At 49.4% G+C, this 17273-nt stretch carries 16 protein-coding genes and 1 pseudogene; 7 read left to right on the forward strand and 10 right to left on the reverse strand.

What is annotated here, in order from left to right:
• The first annotated feature begins 192 nt into the window (after nucleotides 1-192).
• The 7 genes from H2508_RS06945 (at nucleotide 193) to H2508_RS06975 (ending at nucleotide 6984) form a co-directional block, all read left to right on the forward strand.
• Complete coding sequence (locus H2508_RS06945; RefSeq protein WP_182170962.1) at nucleotides 193-1437, forward strand: HlyD family efflux transporter periplasmic adaptor subunit; 1245 nt, start codon at nucleotides 193-195, stop codon at nucleotides 1435-1437.
• Nucleotides 1437-3539: a peptidase domain-containing ABC transporter gene (locus H2508_RS06950; RefSeq protein ID WP_182170965.1), complete on the forward strand. Its 2103-nt coding sequence runs from the start codon at nucleotides 1437-1439 to the stop codon at nucleotides 3537-3539. The genes H2508_RS06945 and H2508_RS06950 overlap by 1 nt, the downstream gene beginning before the upstream one ends.
• 83 nt (nucleotides 3540-3622) lie before the next feature.
• The gene (locus tag H2508_RS06955) at nucleotides 3623-3883 is read left to right on the forward strand and encodes a Blp family class II bacteriocin (RefSeq protein ID WP_182170968.1); all 261 of its coding nucleotides are present in this window, start codon (nucleotides 3623-3625) and stop codon (nucleotides 3881-3883) included.
• Nucleotides 3884-4020: 137 nt separating this feature from the next.
• Nucleotides 4021-4227 (forward strand): hypothetical protein, encoded by a 207-nt coding sequence (locus tag H2508_RS06960; RefSeq protein ID WP_182170971.1) that lies wholly within the window; start codon nucleotides 4021-4023, stop codon nucleotides 4225-4227.
• A 595-nt stretch (nucleotides 4228-4822) separates the two neighbouring features.
• Nucleotides 4823-5086 carry a hypothetical protein gene (locus H2508_RS06965; RefSeq protein WP_182170973.1) on the forward strand — a complete coding sequence of 88 codons (264 nt, stop codon included), beginning with the start codon at nucleotides 4823-4825 and terminating at the stop codon, nucleotides 5084-5086.
• Nucleotides 5087-5816: 730 nt separating this feature from the next.
• Nucleotides 5817-6230 carry a DUF6524 family protein gene (locus H2508_RS06970; protein WP_182170976.1) on the forward strand — a complete coding sequence of 138 codons (414 nt, stop codon included), beginning with the start codon at nucleotides 5817-5819 and terminating at the stop codon, nucleotides 6228-6230.
• 172 nt (nucleotides 6231-6402) lie between these two features.
• Nucleotides 6403-6984 carry a DUF502 domain-containing protein gene (locus H2508_RS06975; RefSeq protein WP_182170979.1) on the forward strand — a complete coding sequence of 194 codons (582 nt, stop codon included), beginning with the start codon at nucleotides 6403-6405 and terminating at the stop codon, nucleotides 6982-6984.
• Between the two features lie 60 nt (nucleotides 6985-7044).
• Here the strand turns inward: H2508_RS06975 and H2508_RS06980 are convergent, their stop codons facing one another.
• The 10 genes and pseudogenes from H2508_RS06980 to rpsA form a co-directional block, all read right to left on the reverse strand.
• Entirely contained in the window at nucleotides 7045-8007 is a 963-nt protein-coding gene (locus H2508_RS06980; RefSeq protein ID WP_182170981.1) for a DHH family phosphoesterase, read from the reverse strand.
• Between the two features lie 56 nt (nucleotides 8008-8063).
• Entirely contained in the window at nucleotides 8064-10103 is a 2040-nt protein-coding gene (locus H2508_RS06985) for a polysaccharide biosynthesis protein (RefSeq protein WP_235965137.1), read from the reverse strand.
• 75 nt (nucleotides 10104-10178) lie between these two features.
• Entirely contained in the window at nucleotides 10179-11159 is a 981-nt protein-coding gene (locus tag H2508_RS06990; RefSeq protein WP_182170984.1) for an MraY family glycosyltransferase, read from the reverse strand.
• Complete coding sequence (locus H2508_RS06995) at nucleotides 11156-12085, reverse strand: NAD-dependent epimerase/dehydratase family protein (RefSeq protein WP_182170987.1); 930 nt, start codon at nucleotides 12083-12085, stop codon at nucleotides 11156-11158. The genes H2508_RS06990 and H2508_RS06995 overlap by 4 nt, the downstream gene beginning before the upstream one ends.
• A 119-nt stretch (nucleotides 12086-12204) precedes the next feature.
• Nucleotides 12205-12594 carry a ComEA family DNA-binding protein gene (locus H2508_RS07000; protein ID WP_182170990.1) on the reverse strand — a complete coding sequence of 130 codons (390 nt, stop codon included), beginning with the start codon at nucleotides 12592-12594 and terminating at the stop codon, nucleotides 12205-12207.
• Between the two features lie 103 nt (nucleotides 12595-12697).
• Entirely contained in the window at nucleotides 12698-13387 is a 690-nt protein-coding gene (gene pyrF, locus H2508_RS07005; RefSeq protein ID WP_182170994.1) for an orotidine-5'-phosphate decarboxylase, read from the reverse strand.
• 32 nt (nucleotides 13388-13419) lie between these two features.
• On the reverse strand, nucleotides 13420-14634 hold the full coding sequence (gene lapB, locus H2508_RS07010) for a lipopolysaccharide assembly protein LapB (protein ID WP_182170997.1): 1215 nt from the start codon (nucleotides 14632-14634) through the stop codon (nucleotides 13420-13422).
• Nucleotides 14627-14932 (reverse strand): LapA family protein, encoded by a 306-nt coding sequence (locus H2508_RS07015; protein WP_182171006.1) that lies wholly within the window; start codon nucleotides 14930-14932, stop codon nucleotides 14627-14629. Before H2508_RS07015 ends, lapB begins: the two co-directional genes overlap by 8 nt.
• 71 nt (nucleotides 14933-15003) lie before the next feature.
• A pseudogene (gene ihfB, locus H2508_RS07020) lies at nucleotides 15004-15306 on the reverse strand (integration host factor subunit beta); the annotation flags it as partial.
• Between the two features lie 161 nt (nucleotides 15307-15467).
• A complete protein-coding gene (gene rpsA, locus H2508_RS07025) occupies nucleotides 15468-17144 on the reverse strand; it encodes a 30S ribosomal protein S1 (protein WP_182171011.1) in 1677 nt (558 codons plus the stop codon).
• Nucleotides 17145-17273: the final 129 nt, after the last annotated feature.

Consider the following 17273-nt stretch of genomic DNA (forward strand, 5'->3'; position numbering starts at 1 on the left):
TTATTTCTCCAAATTCCCCCTCCCCCTTCGTCCTAAAAAGTACAGAAACACCCTGTCTTGCTTCACAGCCCAAATTTGAAGAAAGAGAGCACATAGCAAAGCTTCGTGTTTGGTCTACAGTTAGTTCGAGACCAGCACTGGAAGAGCAGGTCGGAACAGCCCCCTCGAGGATCAAGGAAGATCATCAAGGACATGAGCTTATTTCGCGCACAAGCAGTTGCAGAAGCAGCCAAGCCCGGCTCTGGGGAGGCTTTGTTAAGCCCCAAGCTATCTCACAGCGCGGCTTGTGCAGCACTGTTTGTTTGGCTTGCGGCCTGCGCTTATCTGCTTTCATCTACTAACTACGCTCGTAAAGAGACCGTGACCGGATGGCTAGAACCCATCGGCGGAGTAATCCGAGTTTATGCCACAAGAGAGGGCAAGCTTACTAAGCTATTCGTCAGCGAAGGTGAACTCGTCGAAGCTGGACAAGCGCTCCTGCTTATCAATGGGGACCGCATTCTCTCTAGCGGTGAACATTTAGAAACACTCCTTCTTGAGGAGTACGAAGCACAAAAAGACGTACTGACCCGCAGGCTAGGTCGCAGTCGTAAAATTGCTCTAGAGCGTCAAAACAAACTCAATCAAGAGTCTCAGGCTATACGCGACTCTCTCGGCCGACTGAGAGAGCAAGAAAGCACTATTTCGCAACAGCAAGCCATAGTTGATATACAAATACAGCGTCATGACAAGCTTGCCCAAGCAGGACATGTCGCCAGCACAAAACTAGAAGTGCTTAAGGAGCGTGCTCTCAACTTGAAGCTGCAAGATCTTTCGCTAGCTCAAAAACGCGAAGAACAACTATTAAAACTACAAAGTAATGCAGTAGAGAAAAAGTTACTTGCCGAGGAAAGCCAAGACGGACTCGATGCAATCAGCTACTCACTGAGTGAAATATCCCAAAAGATTGCCGAGCTGCACGGGCATCAAGCCTATGTATTAAAAGCAAGTAGAGCGGGCCGCGTCTCCAATATTCAAATCAGTGAAGGTCAGCAGGCACTCAAAAACATGCCGCTGATGACATTGACGCCTGAAAATGAACAACTGCAGGTCCAACTCATAGTGCCCGTGGCAGCCTCGGGCTTTATTAGCCAAGGTCAGAAGCTTTCCTTCCGCTTTGATGCCTTCCCCTACCAAAAATTTGGCACTTATGAAGGAAAGATTGAAAGTATATCTGCAGCGGTACTTCTGCCTTCGGAAATTCATCACCCTAAAACTGCGATTTCAGCACCTGCTTACAAGGTCTACGCCAGCCTCGCTTCGAATAGTGTTTCCGCTTATGGAAAGTTAGTACCACTGCGGCCAGGTATGACCCTTGCTGCTGATATTACGCTCGAGCAGCGCTCAGTTTTTGAATGGTTATTAGAACCCCTACTCAGCTTAAGAGGGCGACTCTGATGGCCACAGCAAGCGTGGCAAAAGTGACTTGGGAACAAGGCGAGAAGCGCCTTCGAGGGCGCCTACCGGTTTTGCTGCAAAGCGAAGTGGCCGAATGCGGGCTCACTTGCCTAGCTATGATCGCAAGCTACCATGGCTATATAACAGACAACCATCAGATGCGCCGTTGTTTTTCTATATCAAACCAAGGCGTAACACTCAAAAGTCTGATAAATATTGCCGCGGCCTTAAAGCTAGATAGCAGAGCAGTTCGGCTTGAAGTAGAGGCTTTAAAGCACCTTGCAACGCCCTGTATCTTGCACTGGGATATGAATCACTTTGTGGTGCTTAAATCAGTGGGCAGGAAGACTATTATTGTTCATGATCCAGCCACAGGACGACGCAGCTATAGTGTTCAAGACCTCGCTAAGCACTTCACCGGCGTAGCACTTGAGCTGTGGCCTGCTGCAGATTTCAAGCCGGCCAAGAAAACACAAAAACTCCCTCTAAGAAGCTTCTGGCAAGGACTACCAGGTATCGCTAAGTCCTTTGCACAAATTCTATTTTGCTCCATTGTGCTGCAATTATTTTTACTCTTGTCTCCGCTGTATATGCAGATTGTGGTTGATGACGTAGTACTGCGTGAAGACTGGAATTTACTACTAGTTGTCGCACTCGCCTTTGCTCTACTTCTACTGATTGAGATGGCTGTATCGCTATTAAGGCAGCTGATTCTGATTCGTCTAGCCAGTCGTATGAATCTAAACCTGGCGACAGCTTTATTCCACCACCTACTTCGCCTACCTTTAGAGTTCTTTGACAAGCGTCATATTGGCGATCTTGTCTCTCGCTTTGGCTCTTTAGACGCTGTAAGACAAACTCTTAGCACCGGTCTAGTAGGCGCTATAGTTGATGGCGTTCTCGCCATATCAACTTTGGCTGCTATGTATTGGTACAACGCACAGCTTGCAAGCCTCACCCTAGCAAGCTTAGTTCTTTATATTGTTTTTCGGACTGTGCTTTACCGCCCTCTACGACTGCTCTCAGAAGAGAGTCTTGTCGCAAAAGCACATAAAGACAGCAGCTTTATCGAATCCGCTAGAGCAATCCAAACTATCAAACTATTCGGCGGTGAACGTGTTCGCCATAACCATTGGCAAAAGCGCCTGGTCGATTGCATCAACGTAGATATCGACATCGCTAAACTGCAAATTATCTATGAGCTAGGAAACCGCTTCTTACTCAGTGGCGGAAATATTTTAATAGTTTACTTTGCCGCCAGCTCAGTGATTAAGGGCAGTATTACTCTTGGTATGCTCTTTGCGTTTATGAGCTTTAAGCGCCACTTTATTTCCGCCATGGACACCTTTGTCGATCAATGTATTGAGCTCAAGATGATCAGCCTACACCTTGAGCGGCTAGCAGATATAGCCTTTGTAAAACAGGAAAGCCATTACGCTGATCAAGGCGACAAAGTGGAACTCTTAGAAGCTCAGGGAAAGCTAGAAGTTAAAGACCTAACATTTCGCTATGACAATACGACTAAAGCGCTATTTGACGGTCTTTCATTTTCTCTACAAGCCGGCCAAACACTAGCAATCACCGGCCCTAGTGGAGCAGGTAAAACCACGCTCATGAAGTGTCTCATGGGTATCTTAAGCCCAGCAAGTGGTGAAATACTGATTGATAACAAATCGCTAAATAGCCTCAGTAACTTCCGAGACATTAGCGCATCAGTGATGCAAGACATCGCGCTGTTACCTGGTTCAATAGCAGAAAACATCGCATGTTTTGACGAGCAGCCCAGCCTAGAAAGGATCATTGAGTGCAGTAAGCTATGCTATATCCACGATGAGATCATTGCCTTACCCATGCAGTACAACACGATGATAGGTCAATCCCAAACACCGCTTAGTAGCGGTCAGCAACAGCGCATTGCTCTTGCTAGAGCACTCTATAAACGGCCCACTATTTTATTTCTCGATGAGGCCACCAACAATCTAGACAGCGCGTTGGCTACTAAAATTGAACAAACACTGAAAACCATGCGAATCAGCAAAGTGGTCATCTCTCATCAATCCAAGTTGATTGAGACGGCTGATGTAGTAGTGGAAGTCGGTTAATGCAAAAAGTAGAACTTCTAAAGCAATCTACAGGGTTTAAGGAAAGCCATCATAAGGTGGCTTCAACGCAAGGAGAGCGCACTATGAAGACTATAACTGAAGTAAATCAGAAGAACAGCTTGGACTGCTATGTGCTTAATGAGCAAGAGCTACTGGAGGTATCGGGTGGAAATCTGGCAATGAATGTAGCGGGAAGCTGGGCAGGAACGGTGGCGGGTTTTGCTACCGGCGTGATCATTGGCGGAGCACGTGGTGCTATTTTTGGCGGCCTAGCGGGATTTGTAGTTAGCGGAGCTATTAGTGGCGGATACTATTTAGCGTCGAATAATTACAACCACCATTGATCGATCAACAAGGCTGGCTTTAATTATTAAAGTCAGCCTTATTTTCTCGGCAATGCGATATCTGGTATATCTCGACTGGCATACTTAGCATTTTTGATCTACATATCTGATAGACGGGATATAAAGGAGCAGTCAGCGTGACTAAAAATCAAAAAATATTTTGGCTTTCTTTTAATACCTCTTTCCCTATAGGCTTCGCTTTCACTACATTAGCTTTACAGGATGGCCGATTTGAAATACCTAATGACCTAATTCCTGTTGTTGTATTCAGTCTGATCTTTGCGATAGTCAGTTTTTACCTGGTAAAACGTTACCCCAATCAAGTAGAGCGATTATTTAAATAGCTTAAAAGAAAGGGCAGAATAATGAAAAAACGCTACTTAATAATTTTATCCGCAGCACTAATCGCTTTAATCCCTTCTGTTTGGCTCTGTTTAAGCACTAAGCCCATAACGCTTAATTCAGTGTTTTTAGTGTCTTTCTTAGGGACTTTAGTACTCTACTGTGCCGCCATGCTCTATGGCTATTCGCAGCCACAACTTGAGCATAAAAGAAATAGCACTCTTTATATCGCATATAATCACTGGTCGAGCATTTTACCTATAGGCCTCTCTGCATACTTCCTTAGTCTGCTAATTATGGCCTTTATCAATCAAAACACAGCGATTTGGCCCCCTACTATCGCATGGTTTGCTAGTCTATTTATAACCTTTTCTTGTGGCCGATCACTACTTCATCACCGGAGCCGTTAAGCACATAGTACAAGGTTATTATTTTTAAACATTACTGCGGAGCTTTATCAATAAACATTTATTCATGGTGCAATTCAATCGCTGAGTACTTTTTCTCACGCTTAGCACTTAATGCAGAAGCCTAATTCGCAGAGCCTGCGAATCCCATCAGGAAGGTGGGCTTACTAAGTAAAAAAGGGACTTTATTATGAACACTATGACTTCAAAGCAGCGTGACTTAACAATCCGCCAAGTTAGCGAGGACGAGATTGATAAAGTTAGTGGCGGTATTGCACCTGCAATAGGATTTGCAATTAGCTTGGCTACTCATATCGGTCTTGGTGGCGTCAGAACCGCATTCTTTAGGCATGCTTTATCGGGCTTGAGCTTGGGCTCCTCGGCTTATTCTCTAGGTACCGCCTACGGGGGATCCTATTCAAGAGGAGACAACCCAAATATTGATAACCATTAATTAATCAGTGGTACTTACCAACTGACCCAACTAGGTGAGTACCACTTCCTGACTTTTAAATTAGCTTTACCCTAAATATAGGTATGAAAATGACTAATTATGCTATTTCTGCCTGGTACATCGTATGCATTATTTGCGGCCTGTATTTCGCTAAAATGCAGGGGGTTAACAACATAGCCCTTCTTAAAGCCGCTATTACCTGCTCATTTCTTGTAATACTTATATTCTTAGGCCGAATAATATTTACGAAAACCACATCTAAAAAGAAAAGTACTGAGTAGTTACGAAGCGCTTACTATCTTTCACAAATTTGCAGCCTACGATGAACAATTACAAAGTTTCTCTCATCTATGCATTAGGGATTTTAGGAGGTCTATTCTTTGCATGGCAGTCTGGTGCCAACTCCCAAGCTTTATATAAAGCAGGCCTATTTGGCATTTTTCTTGTCATCATAATCTTTGCAATCAGACTGCTACTCACTAATCTCCCAGCACACAAAAACAGAGAGTAGATCTCACTGCTCTGAGGTGGGGCCTCATTTAACTCAGTCCCACCCTAGCGGCGATGATGAATAGTATCATCCTGTGTCTGCCTTATCTTGATGAGCCAGTCTGTTGGCAAGCATCTGTTTAACTACTGCTCATAATAGAGCACAACCTTCATCCTGATCGCTTGCCTCATTGCATTAATTACACTAATTTAGGCGCCACTAAAGACACAGGTATTACTTATGGCCAATAACTTTACTGCAGCTAGCTTTTTTCTACGCTGGGTCTTTGCCGCTGTACTGGTAATCAGCACCTATAACCCTAGCGATTACTCCTATATCAGCTGGGTCCTATCCGAAAGAAGCTTTACCCCCCTCATTGCAATACTAGGACTCATACTGCTTACCGGTTGGATCATATACGTCCGGGCCACTTTTATGTCGATGGGCTGGCTAGGTGTTATATTAGGCAGCGCTTTATTCGCCTGCATTATCTGGTTGTTTGTTGATTTGGGCTGGATGACACTTGAGTCAACCGGCGCCCTAAGCTGGCTTGCACTTATACTCACATCATTAATCCTCGCCACTGGCATGTCCTGGTCACATGTACGCAAGCGCCTGACAGGTCAGATTGACGTAGATGATGTGGAAGACTAGTCCTTAAACAGACTTATCTGCATCAGCTAAGACATACACACCCCCACAATATGATTCCCTCTGCAGCCCCACATTCAGGGCTGCAGGGCCGGCTCAGATTGTCACAAATTGCTTAGAAGCCACTGAAGCAACAGGCTACACTAAAAGCAAAAAGCACTCGGGACTTATAACAATGAAGCGTATTTTTAGTTTAGCCCTGCAGGGCTTAGCCGCTGTACTACCAGTAGCATTAACTGTTTATCTGGTTTACTGGTTATTGCTGAAAATGGAAAGCATTGCCGGCTCTGTCATTAGGCTAGTCATAGCTGACGAATATTATTTTCAAGGCCTTGGAGTGATATCCGGCTTTTTGCTACTCGTGGCCATTGGTATTTTGGTCAAAGCCTATGTCGTCCGCTACATCATACGCGCTGGCGAATCACTACTGGCCCGCATTCCTTTAATTAAGTCTGTTTTTGGTGCTATTAAAGATTTTATGCGGGTATTCAGCCTCGGTGATAACCGAGAGGCGGAGTCTGTGGTGTTGGTAGAAATTCAGGAAAATGCCCACTTACTGGGCTTTATAACTGGTCGTAAAATAGCCGGTGAACTGTTTCCTGAGTCTGAGCAAGAAATGCTTGGTGTCTATTTACCAATGAGTTATCAAGTTGGCGGTTATACACTATACGTAGAATCTAGCCGACTTAAGCGCCTAGATATCAGCGTTGAAGAAGCCATGCGTATCGCCCTCACCGGCGGCATACAAAAAACTTAACCCTCATCGACGCCCAGCCCCTAAGCTTTTGTTAAGCAGAGGAGCTGGGTGGCAAGCACCTTAGGCGGCGTAAAAGCTCGCCAGAGCATCGATAAACTCTGGCAGCATATCTGCAGGTAGATCATTAATACCGGCAGCAGCTTTGCGGCCTCCACCTGTTGGAAAGCGCATAACCAGCTCATCGGCTCCGGTTTTGTTATTGAGCGGAGCGCGGACGCTCACCAAGTAACAACCGTTCGCTTTTGGCGTGAGCACGGCATGGGCACGAGCTGGGTCGCTATTGGCTAGGTCGTTACTATAAACACCACTCACTCGTCGCGCCCAAGGTTCATCAGGCAAAATGAATACCGCTGCTGCCGCATCTTTGTACTCTGGTAATAAGGATTCTGCAGCGGCCATATCTTCGCGGTAACCGGTCTCAAGTTTCTCGAAGTACTGCCGACCATCCTGCATAAATGCAAAAGGATCGGCATAGGCGCTAATCACACGGTAAAGCTCATCGGGATTAAAATGAAGATCCTCCAGCTGCGAGCCATAGCCATTGTAATTAATATAAATGCCTAGGTTTTCCAGTTGCTGCAGTTGCTCCTCATTGAGCGACAATGGCTTGGCAATGCGCCTCGCACTGTCCTTGAGGTTATCCCCGAAAGTACCAACCACTGCCCAGCCCAGATAGGCTCCCTGCAGATGATTGTTAATCAATAAACTAGTGCAGACATCAGGTGCAGTATTGATCAGTGCTTCCAAATTAGCATGCTGCGGAATATCCCCTGCGAAATGATGATCGCAATAAAACACTTCAGCTCCAGCTTCTAGCACTCGCTGCAGCCCACTGCTGTTTTTATCCATCGACACATCAAGCACCGTTACCAGTGAGTCGGGGCCAGCCTCAACTCGATCTAGCAACTTAATATCACGTTTTACGCCAGTGACTAAGGTAGCCTCTCTCGGGCTAGCATTACGTAGTTGAACTAAGGCACACAGACCATCTGCGTCGCCATTAAATACGTCGAAATGTTTCATTATTAGACAACCTAAATATAGACGGAGAACAAGAAGCTACAGCGAGTGGCTACAGCTTAAGACTTATCAGGGAACAGTTCCTGCACGTTGGACGCTGGTGCAGTTGCTGGAATCACTTTAGCGATGCTTTTTTTACGGGCCACTTTACCCTGTTTGCGCCAAAGATAATCATGCCGTGCCTCATGGCCACCAAAGCCACTAACCGCAGCGTTCAATACGGAAGTAATACCATCGCAATCCATCACATCGCAATAGCGCATCAATTCGACCAAGTGGCGTTGCATTTGGCTGTAGGGCAAGCATTCTTCTTCGGCGCGCATAATCATAGGGTGCCCAGTTCCGGTCACGCTACTGCCTAACAACAACTCTTCGTGCAACTTTTCACCGGGGCGCAAGCCAATAAATTCAATATCAATATGATCTGCCAAACGGGCATCCAGTTGCATTTCATAGCCACTGAGACGGATCATACGACGCGCCAAATCAATGATCCTTACTGGCTCGCCCATATCCAAGACAAAAACATCACCGCCAGTGCCCATCGCCCCCGCTTGCAGCACTAATTGCGCCGCTTCTTGGATGCTCATAAAGTAACGGGATACTTCAGGGTGCGTCACGGTCACAGGGCCGCCAGCCTCTATCTGCTCACGGAACAAGGGCACCACTGAACCGGAGGAACCCAAGACATTGCCAAAGCGTACCATGCAAAAACGCGTTTTAGTATTACGCTGCGCTAAGCCCTGCAGAAGCATCTCAGCAAAGCGTTTAGAGGCACCCATAATATTAGTCGGGCGCACGGCTTTATCGGTTGAGACCAAGACAAAGGTTTCCACACCTGATTTGCGAGCCGCCTCCGCAGCATACCAAGTGCCAAAAACATTGTTGGCAACGCCCTCGGCAATGTTGTACTCCACCATGGGTACATGCTTGTAGGCCGCTGCGTGGTAAACGGTTTGCACATCAAAAGTGCGGTAAATTGTTTCTAAGCGTCGCTGATCCTGTACCGAGCCCAGCAGAACAATCATTTCTACATCGAGATTATTCTCCTGCATCATCTGATTGAGCTCGCGCTGGATTTGGTACAGCGCGTACTCTGAATTATCCAGCAGCAGGAGCTCGCTTGGGCCAGACATCAGTATCTGCCGACACAACTCGGAACCAATAGAGCCGCCCGCCCCGGTCACCATCACCACCTTGTTGGTGATGCAGCGATCAATGAGCTCAGGATAGGGTGGCACCGGATCACGACCTAGCAAATCATCGAGGTCGATATCCTGAATTTGGTTGACACTGGCTCGACCTGCCACTAATTCATTGATCTTGGGTACCGTGCGCACGTGCACTGGCAGGCCAACCAAGGAGTCAATAATCTCCCGCCGACGCTCCTGCGAGGCCGAGGGAATAGCCAGCAAAACTTGGGTGATGTTGTGCTCGTCAATGAGCTGAGCGATATCTTCTGGGCGTGCCACTTGCAGGCCGTTAATAACCGAACGCTGTAGGCAAGTGTCATCATCGACAAATACTACAGCGCGGTACTGATCACCGTGATGCAGTGCGGTCAGCAACTGTCGTCCTGACTCGCCGGCACCGTAGATAATGACGTTCTTTGACATCGAGCGCAGCTTGGCCTGGTAATAAGCTCGGACGGTCAAGCGCGTTCCGCCAATTAACAAAAGCGCTAAACACCAATAGAAAAACGGCATAGAACGCGGGGTATCGGCGCGCGTAAAAAACACACTAGCGCCAAGGATAAGCGTGGAATAACTCACTGCCGTAATGACCGCCCAAATGGCCTGCTGCCCCATAAAGCGAATCACAGCCCGGTAAAGGCCTAGGCGCAAGAAGACTACGGCACTGGCGAGAATGGTAAATACGGCACAAAAGATTTCTACCGCACCGATAGTAAAGTCGGTACGGCCAAAGGGGAATGCCACTGCCGCCCAAATAGCGACAGCCACAAAGACCATATCGAGGAGCAGCAAAAAAGTCTGCTTCATGTTGCGAGGAAGCTCGATCAGTTTCTCCAGGGCGTCACGCAAGCTTCCGAGCACTCCGGATGCAGCTTGCAGCACGTAGTTTACGAGCCTATGGCGCAAACTTCCTCCCCACACTAAATATGATTTTTCAGTCTCGGTAGAACAAATCTCGCGCCCAGACCCATGCACCGCATATTACGGCAAATGACGCATTTTCGCCATGCAAAGCAACAAGGGAAAATATGCCAAAATTACATGGAATAATTGGTACTGCTGATACGTCTGAGCAGCCAGTGCCATCGGAAACAACCAAAATGCCAGCACTGCCAGCAGAGCCATATCTACCCTCCAGTGCGAGCCCCAGCGACGGCTTAAGCGCTGGTAAAGGTGCTCTCGGTGTGCCTCGGTCACCTTTTCACCTCTGAGTAAGCGGCTCAACAAGGTCCAAGTGGCATCCGTAATAAAAGCCGCCAGTAGAATTAACCAGCAGGCAGCCGGCAGAGCCCCCGAAACCTCTCCAAACAAGGCCAAAGCCCCCAGCAGAAAGCCCAAGGGCACACTGCCAGCATCCCCCATAAACAATTTTGCCGGCGGCAAATTCCAAGCCAAAAAACCCAGCAAACTAAAGCCCAAAAGAAAGCAAAATAAGGCGTAGTCAAAGGCCCCCTGATAAACGACAGCGAGCAAGCCCGCCGTACAACTGGCAATAAAACCCTGAATAGCGGCAATACCATCAATACCGTCCATAAAGTTATACAGGTTCAGAAGCCACAACAACGCCAGAGCAATGGGCAGCACTAGCCAGGTTCCGCTTGAGACGGAAGACAGAAACAGCCAGCTCAGCAACAGGCAGCAGAGAGAGTAAATTGAGAACCTGAGAGGCACCGAAAGCTGCACGGCATCATCAACTACTCCCAGAGCCATCAAGCTCAAGCCTAAAGCCAACATCCAAAGGTACGCTGCTTGCCAGGACACAAAGCATAGCGCCGCTAGACCCACCATAAGAGCAAAACTGAGCAAGGTCGGCGCACCGCCACCGTGGGGGGTCGGCCTCGAGTGGGAACTACGTTGGTTGGGATGATCCAGAAACTGCCAGCGGCGGGCCAATTGCAGATAGACGCCACAAAGTAATACAGACAGCACAAATGCTATAGCTAAGAGAAAAAACCAGCTCATAGGGATTGCACAATCTCTTCAGCGACATCAGCAAAGCGTTGCTGCGGACGCCAAGCCAAGCTTTGCTGTATAGCACTGCTGTCATAAAGCTCTGTGCCAAAGAGCTTTTGATAAGCGCCTTCTACAGGCTGTCTGCGCAGCAGATCAAGCACTGTACAGGCCAGCTTCCAACAAGGCTTTGGCAGCCATGCCAAACCTGGCCCACGGCCCAAGGCAGCCCTCATGGCATCATAGATATCGCATGCGCTGTAGTTCACACCGTCACTGACAATCCACAGCTGCTGCCCTTCCTGGGGCTGCTCTAGCAGGGTAAGTATTAGCTTGACTAGATCATCTCGGCCAATCATCGAACGCGCGCCCCCGCTTGGCGGTCGCGGCAGCCCCCAGCGGGCCGCTAGTGCCAATAGGCGCAAATTACCTTTGGCTGAAGGCCCATAGACCAAACTTGGCCGCAGTATCACCAGCCCCATATCGCCTTTCGCACACAGCGCCTTGAGCTCTTGTTCTGCGCGATACTTCGAGCTTCCGTAAGCATCCACCGTGGCACTGAGCATGCTTTCACTTCGGGCGGTCTTAACTTTCGCGGGCCCCATGGCTTTGACACTACTAAGATAAATAAATTGTTTTACGCCCGCGGCTAATGCAGCCTCAGCAAGCAGCTTTGAAGATTGAACATTGAGCTGTTCATAAGCCTGTGCGGCTGCGTTTTGATGAGCAATACCAGCCAAGTGACAGACACTAGTAACACCCTGCAAATGTTTTGCCAGGGCCACCGAGTCACTGAGGTTTACCGCATGGCTGGGACTGCCATCAGGCAGCGGCGCCCCCTGTTTGCTCAATGCGACAAATGACAAGCCCTGAGCATGCAAGGCTTCGCACAATGCTGCACCAATAAATCCCGTGGCGCCTGTAACCAACACCTTCACTGTGCCCTCACCTGCTCAAGCCCTTAGTCCATGGTCAATGCAGCCCTCTTCCAACATATGCGGTATTCACCAAGCAAATAAAAAGGGGCCGAAGCCCCCATGATACGGATGCGCGAGTGCTATTCCAGTGTTATTCGAGCGCGGTTTTTATCCAGAGTCGCTGGACCGATGCCCTTGACATCAGCGAGCTCCTCAATAGTCTTAAACGGACCATAGGTTTCTCTATAGCGAATAATATCCTCAGCGCGGGTCAAGCCAACGCCCTGCAGCGCACTAGCCAAACTCGCAGCATCGGCTTGGTTAATGTTAACCGCAGTGGGCTCTGCTGCCTGCAGCTCTGCTTGTGCTAAGTCCTGCGCCTGCGCCGCTTGAGTCAGCACTAGAGGCGCAGTAAGTACCAAGGCCAGAGCCAAAAAAGTTGCTTTTATCGCCTCCCGCGCTGACGCTAGCGATAGCGCGGATTTAAAGTGGGTTGAGCTCAGATTCGAAACGAAAGTTGGTAGTGTCATGATGTAATCTCCATTGACAAGGCTGCTTCCATGCAGACATCCGTATCAATGAAGAGCTTAGCACTGCCACTAACTATTGGAGGGACTGCGCTCGAATATGATCTTACGCAATTTCAGCCTGCACCTGCTTCAGTGCCTTTAGTGGTTCAGCTGCCGCAGTAACCGAGCGGCCAATCACTAAATAATCGGACCCTTTGGCCAAGGCCTCAGCCGGTGTGACGACTCGTCGCTGATCACCGGCGCTATCACCCGCGAGGCGAATCCCTGGGGTAACCAAACAAAAGCCCTCTCGCCTTTCGGCGCGCAGCTGCGGCGCCTCCAAGGCCGAGCACACCACCCCATCCATGCCACTGTCATCCGCCAGGGCGGCTAAACGCTGCACACGCTGGGCCGGACTCTCGCTATAACCTAACTCTTGCAAGTCAGCCTCAGACATACTGGTCAACACCGTTACCGCAATCAGCAAAGGCGGCTGGGAGTAAGACTGCAGCACATCGGCAGCGGCTTCCATCATTCGCCGCCCCCCGCTGGCATGCACATTGACCATCCATACGCCCAAGTCAGCCGCTGCGCGCACAGCGCCCGCCACTGTGTTGGGAATATCGTGAAACTTTAAGTCCAAAAATATTTCGTAGCCCATGCCCTGCAGCTTCTCAACAAGCTGGGGACCGCTGCGGGTAAATAGTTCTTTACCCACCTTCAGGCGGCATAGCTCGGGTGAAAGTTGCTCGGCTAATGCCAATGCTGCTGCCTCACTTGCATAATCCAGCGCAATTAAAACGGGAGATGTCATAGAATATCCTCTCGGGATGGGGTCACAGCGGATCAGTCTGCCCGCGCGCCACGAATTGCTTTAATAGTGCCCCAGCATTTGCAACCTGGGCAGTACCAATGCAGCTGACGACCAGAAAAGCCACACTTACCACAGCGGTATGCAGGGCGCTCTTCAATTAAGCGATCGATTACGACCTGCAGTAGCGCTAAGTCATCGCGCACTTTGCCCTGGGCATCGTCAATCTGTAAGTGAATTAAACGAGCCAGACCGCGCAGGGATGGCTGCTGCGTCAACTGCTCAGTCAAAAAACCCGCCGCGGCGTCACTACCGTCAGCGGCGCGTAAATCTTCTGCTACCGCCATCATCAAGGGCACCGATGGGTGCTCCTCAAGGCACTCATCTAGATAGCTACGAAAGGCGGCCAGATCATCCACTGCTGCATAACTACTGCGCAGAGTCGCAATGGTCTCAGGAATATAATCGGGGTCCTGCTGCTTGACTCGGCGCAGCGCCTTAATCGCTTGTTTCGAGTTGCCAGCGGCCTGCTCAAGCTCGCCTTGCATAATGGAGGCCCGCACGCAGTGCTTATCATGGTTCAGCGCCTGTTGCAGCAATTTGGCTGCCTCGAGCAACTCACCAGCGGCTTGTTTATCGCTGGCCAGCTCACAGTAGTAATGTGCCAATACAAGGCTTACCGGCTGTCCTTGGGCACTATCCTGCGCCACGACTGTAGAGCTGCCCAACAAGGACTTGCGCGGCAATAATTGCTTAGCTAGCGCAATAGCCTCAGACCATTCTCGCTGGCTTTGATATATCTCCAGCAAATAACGTTGGCTGGGACGTCGCTGCTCCGCTGACTCTTTGATTAGATCCAGCAGCAGGCGCTCAGCGCGGTCAAGCAAGCCAGCACTGATATAGTCCCGCGCTAGCTCCAGGTGCGCCTGATGCACCTGAGCTTGAGGTAGGCTAGGCCTGGCCAGTAGGTTTTGATGAATACGTATGGCGCGATCGACTTCACCGCGTTTACGCAGCAAGTTACCCAGGGCAATATGCGTTTCTAGCGTTTCACTATTGACCTCAAGGGCGTCAATAAAAGCATCCACCGCACCATCGGGACGGCCATCGAGTAGATAGTTTAAGCCTCGATAATACTGGCTGGGCAAATCTCGTTTGACGCTAGTGCGAGCCTTGGCGCTGCTGCTTCCTAGATACCAACCCAAGCCCGTCGCCACAAATAGCAGGGCAAAGATCAGTAAATCATTCACCGTCTTTTAGCCCTGCAGTGCGCAGGCGATCTATCTCGTGATTAGCTTTTTGTAGTTGACGTTTACTACTAGCACCGGCGGCGCGCAATCGCAAAATGACAGCACTAGAAGCCAACATGCCCGCTATACCGCCGATGGTAAAGGCAGATAAGATCCACAACGCAAGGCTGCGAGGTGTAAAGGTGTAAACCAGCAGATCCAGCGGCACCGGCTCTTTATTCTGTACCGCAAATAGTACACCTGCGGCCAGCATCGCAAGCAGTAATAGAAGGGTAATCAGTTTGAGAAGTAGTCTCATAAATAGGCGTCCAGAATGAAAAAGCGGTATGACCATGAATGATCATACCGCCAAGTGTCATTGCAACAAACTCAAAGACCCGCTTGCAAGCCAAGGTTGACGCGCTCGCGCAACTCTTTGCCTGGCTTGAAGTGTGGTACATATTTACCGCTGAGCTCAACGGTATCACCGGTTTTCGGGTTGCGGCCACGGCGCGGTTCCCGGTAGTGCAGAGAAAAACTGCCAAAACCTCGGATCTCGATTCGCTCGCCGACCGACAAAGTTTGAGACATGTGCTCAAGAATAGTTTTCACAGCCAGCTCGACATCTTTTGAAGATAACTGAGCCTGCTTTGCCGCAATAGTCTCTATCAATTCGCTTTTGGTCATCGTGCCCCCATTAACAGTGGATTCTTATGGGCTGAGGCATAAGTGATGAGTATTTTGAACGCCTGAAGCACTTTGCGCAAGTTGTTATTTTATAACGAAAAAAGGGCCCCGAAGGACCCTTTTATACGAGTGGCGCCTGAGCTAGCTCAGCGCCATTGATCGCAGGCTTAGGACTTTTCGTTCATCTGCGCCTTGATCAGGTCACCGATAGTACCTGGTGATGCAACTTCGTCCTGAACTTTCAGCGACTTAACTGCTTCCTGCTCATCATCGTAGTCCTTGGCTTTGATAGACAGAGCCAAAGCGCGGTTCTTACGATCCACTGAGATGATTTTCGCTTCTACGCTGTCGCCAACTTTAAATTGGCTGCGAGCATCTTCAACGCGCTCACGGGCGATGTCAGAAGCTTTCAGAATGCCTTCAACTTCGTCCGCCAGCTTAACGGTAACTGCCTTAGCTTCAACTTCAACAACTTCGCCAGTTACGATTGAGCCGCGATCATTCTCGGCCACGTAGTCAGAGAAGGCGTCGCCCTCAAGCTGCTTGATGCCCAGAGAGATACGCTCGCGCTCTGGATCGATAGACAAAATAACTGTCTCGATCTCGTCGCCTTTCTTGTAGTTGCGAACAGCTTCTTCGCCAGCTTCGTTCCAGCTGATGTCCGACAGGTGTACCAAGCCATCGATGTTGCCTTCTAGACCGATAAAGATACCGAAGTCTGTGATCGACTTGATGCTGCCAGAAATCTTGTCGCCTTTGGCGTACTGAGCGGCAAAAGCGTCCCAAGGGTTTTGCTGACACTGCTTGATACCCAGAGAGATACGACGACGCTCTTCGTCGATATCCAGTACCATCACCTCTACCTCGTCGCCCAGCTGGACAATCTTGGAGGGGTGTACGTTCTTGTTGGTCCAATCCATTTCGGAGACGTGCACCAGACCTTCCACACCCTCTTCCAGCTCGGCAAAGCAACCGTAGTCGGTGAGGTTGGTAACACGCGCCTGAACGCGGCTGCCTTCGGGGTAGCGGTTGGTGATTTCGACCCAAGGATCTTCACCCAGCTGCTTGAGACCCAGTGATACACGGTTGCGCTCGCGATCAAACTTCAGAACCTTAACGTCGATTTCTTGGCCGACTTCAACGATTTCAGAAGGATGCTTGATGCGCTTCCAAGCCATGTCGGTAATGTGCAGGAGGCCGTCTACGCCACCCAGATCAACGAAAGCACCGTAATCGGTCAGGTTCTTCACAATACCCTTGATGGTCATGCCTTCCTGCAGAGATTCCAGCAGTGCGTCACGCTCGACGCTGTTGGCAGCTTCCATCACCGCGCGGCGAGATACCACGACGTTGTTGCGCTTCTGGTCCAGCTTGATCACTTTAAACTCAAGCTCTTTGCCTTCTAGGTGAACGGTTTCGCGCACAGGGCGAACGTCTACCAGAGAACCAGGCAAGAACGCACGGATTGTGTTGATATCGACAGTGAAGCCACCTTTGACCTTACCGTTGATAACACCAGTAACCACTTCATCCGCCTCATGAGCCGCTTCGAGGTCTTTCCAGGCCTCTGCGCGCTTAGCTTTTTCACGAGACAGTTTAGTTTCACCGAAACCGTCTTCGACGGATTCCAGTGCAACCTGTACTTCATCACCAATGCTCAGGTGGCACTCACCTGCTGCATCGTTGAACTGGGCACGAGGAATCACGCCTTCGGACTTCAAGCCCGCATGGACGGTGACCCACTCGTTATCTATGTCGATCACCACGCCGGTTACAATCGAACCGGGCTCCATGTCGACAGTTTTCAGACTTTCTTCAAAGAGTTCAGCGAAGGATTCGCTCATTACACATTACCTGTAAATTGTGATTACGGTGACTAAGCACCTAACCGCGCCTCCAGCAGACCCGGGTCATTTGAAAATATCTGCAAACAAGCCACTTCTGGACCGGTCTTGCTTACAGCTTTTAGCAAT

This window comes from Sediminihaliea albiluteola (assembly GCF_014077625.1).
In the GTDB taxonomy this organism is placed as follows: Bacteria; Pseudomonadota; Gammaproteobacteria; order Pseudomonadales; family Halieaceae; genus Sediminihaliea; species Sediminihaliea albiluteola.

Bases quoted from the DNA above. Each gene is read 5' to 3' on its own strand.
- H2508_RS06945 (WP_182170962.1), top strand. From the start codon at position 193: ATGAGCTTATTTCGCGCACAAGCAGTTGCAGAAGCAGCCAAGCCCGGC.
- H2508_RS06950 (WP_182170965.1), top strand. From the start codon at position 1,437: ATGGCCACAGCAAGCGTGGCAAAAGTGACTTGGGAACAAGGCGAGAAG.
- H2508_RS06955 (WP_182170968.1), top strand. From the start codon at position 3,623: ATGAAGACTATAACTGAAGTAAATCAGAAGAACAGCTTGGACTGCTAT.
- H2508_RS06965 (WP_182170973.1), top strand. From the start codon at position 4,823: ATGAACACTATGACTTCAAAGCAGCGTGACTTAACAATCCGCCAAGTT.
- H2508_RS06970 (WP_182170976.1), top strand. From the start codon at position 5,817: ATGGCCAATAACTTTACTGCAGCTAGCTTTTTTCTACGCTGGGTCTTT.
- H2508_RS06975 (WP_182170979.1), top strand. From the start codon at position 6,403: ATGAAGCGTATTTTTAGTTTAGCCCTGCAGGGCTTAGCCGCTGTACTA.
- H2508_RS06980 (WP_182170981.1), bottom strand. From the start codon at position 8,007: ATGAAACATTTCGACGTATTTAATGGCGACGCAGATGGTCTGTGTGCC.
- H2508_RS06990 (WP_182170984.1), bottom strand. From the start codon at position 11,159: ATGAGCTGGTTTTTTCTCTTAGCTATAGCATTTGTGCTGTCTGTATTA.
- H2508_RS07000 (WP_182170990.1), bottom strand. From the start codon at position 12,594: ATGACACTACCAACTTTCGTTTCGAATCTGAGCTCAACCCACTTTAAA.
- pyrF (WP_182170994.1), bottom strand. From the start codon at position 13,387: ATGACATCTCCCGTTTTAATTGCGCTGGATTATGCAAGTGAGGCAGCA.
- H2508_RS07015 (WP_182171006.1), bottom strand. From the start codon at position 14,932: ATGAGACTACTTCTCAAACTGATTACCCTTCTATTACTGCTTGCGATG.
- rpsA (WP_182171011.1), bottom strand. From the start codon at position 17,144: ATGAGCGAATCCTTCGCTGAACTCTTTGAAGAAAGTCTGAAAACTGTC.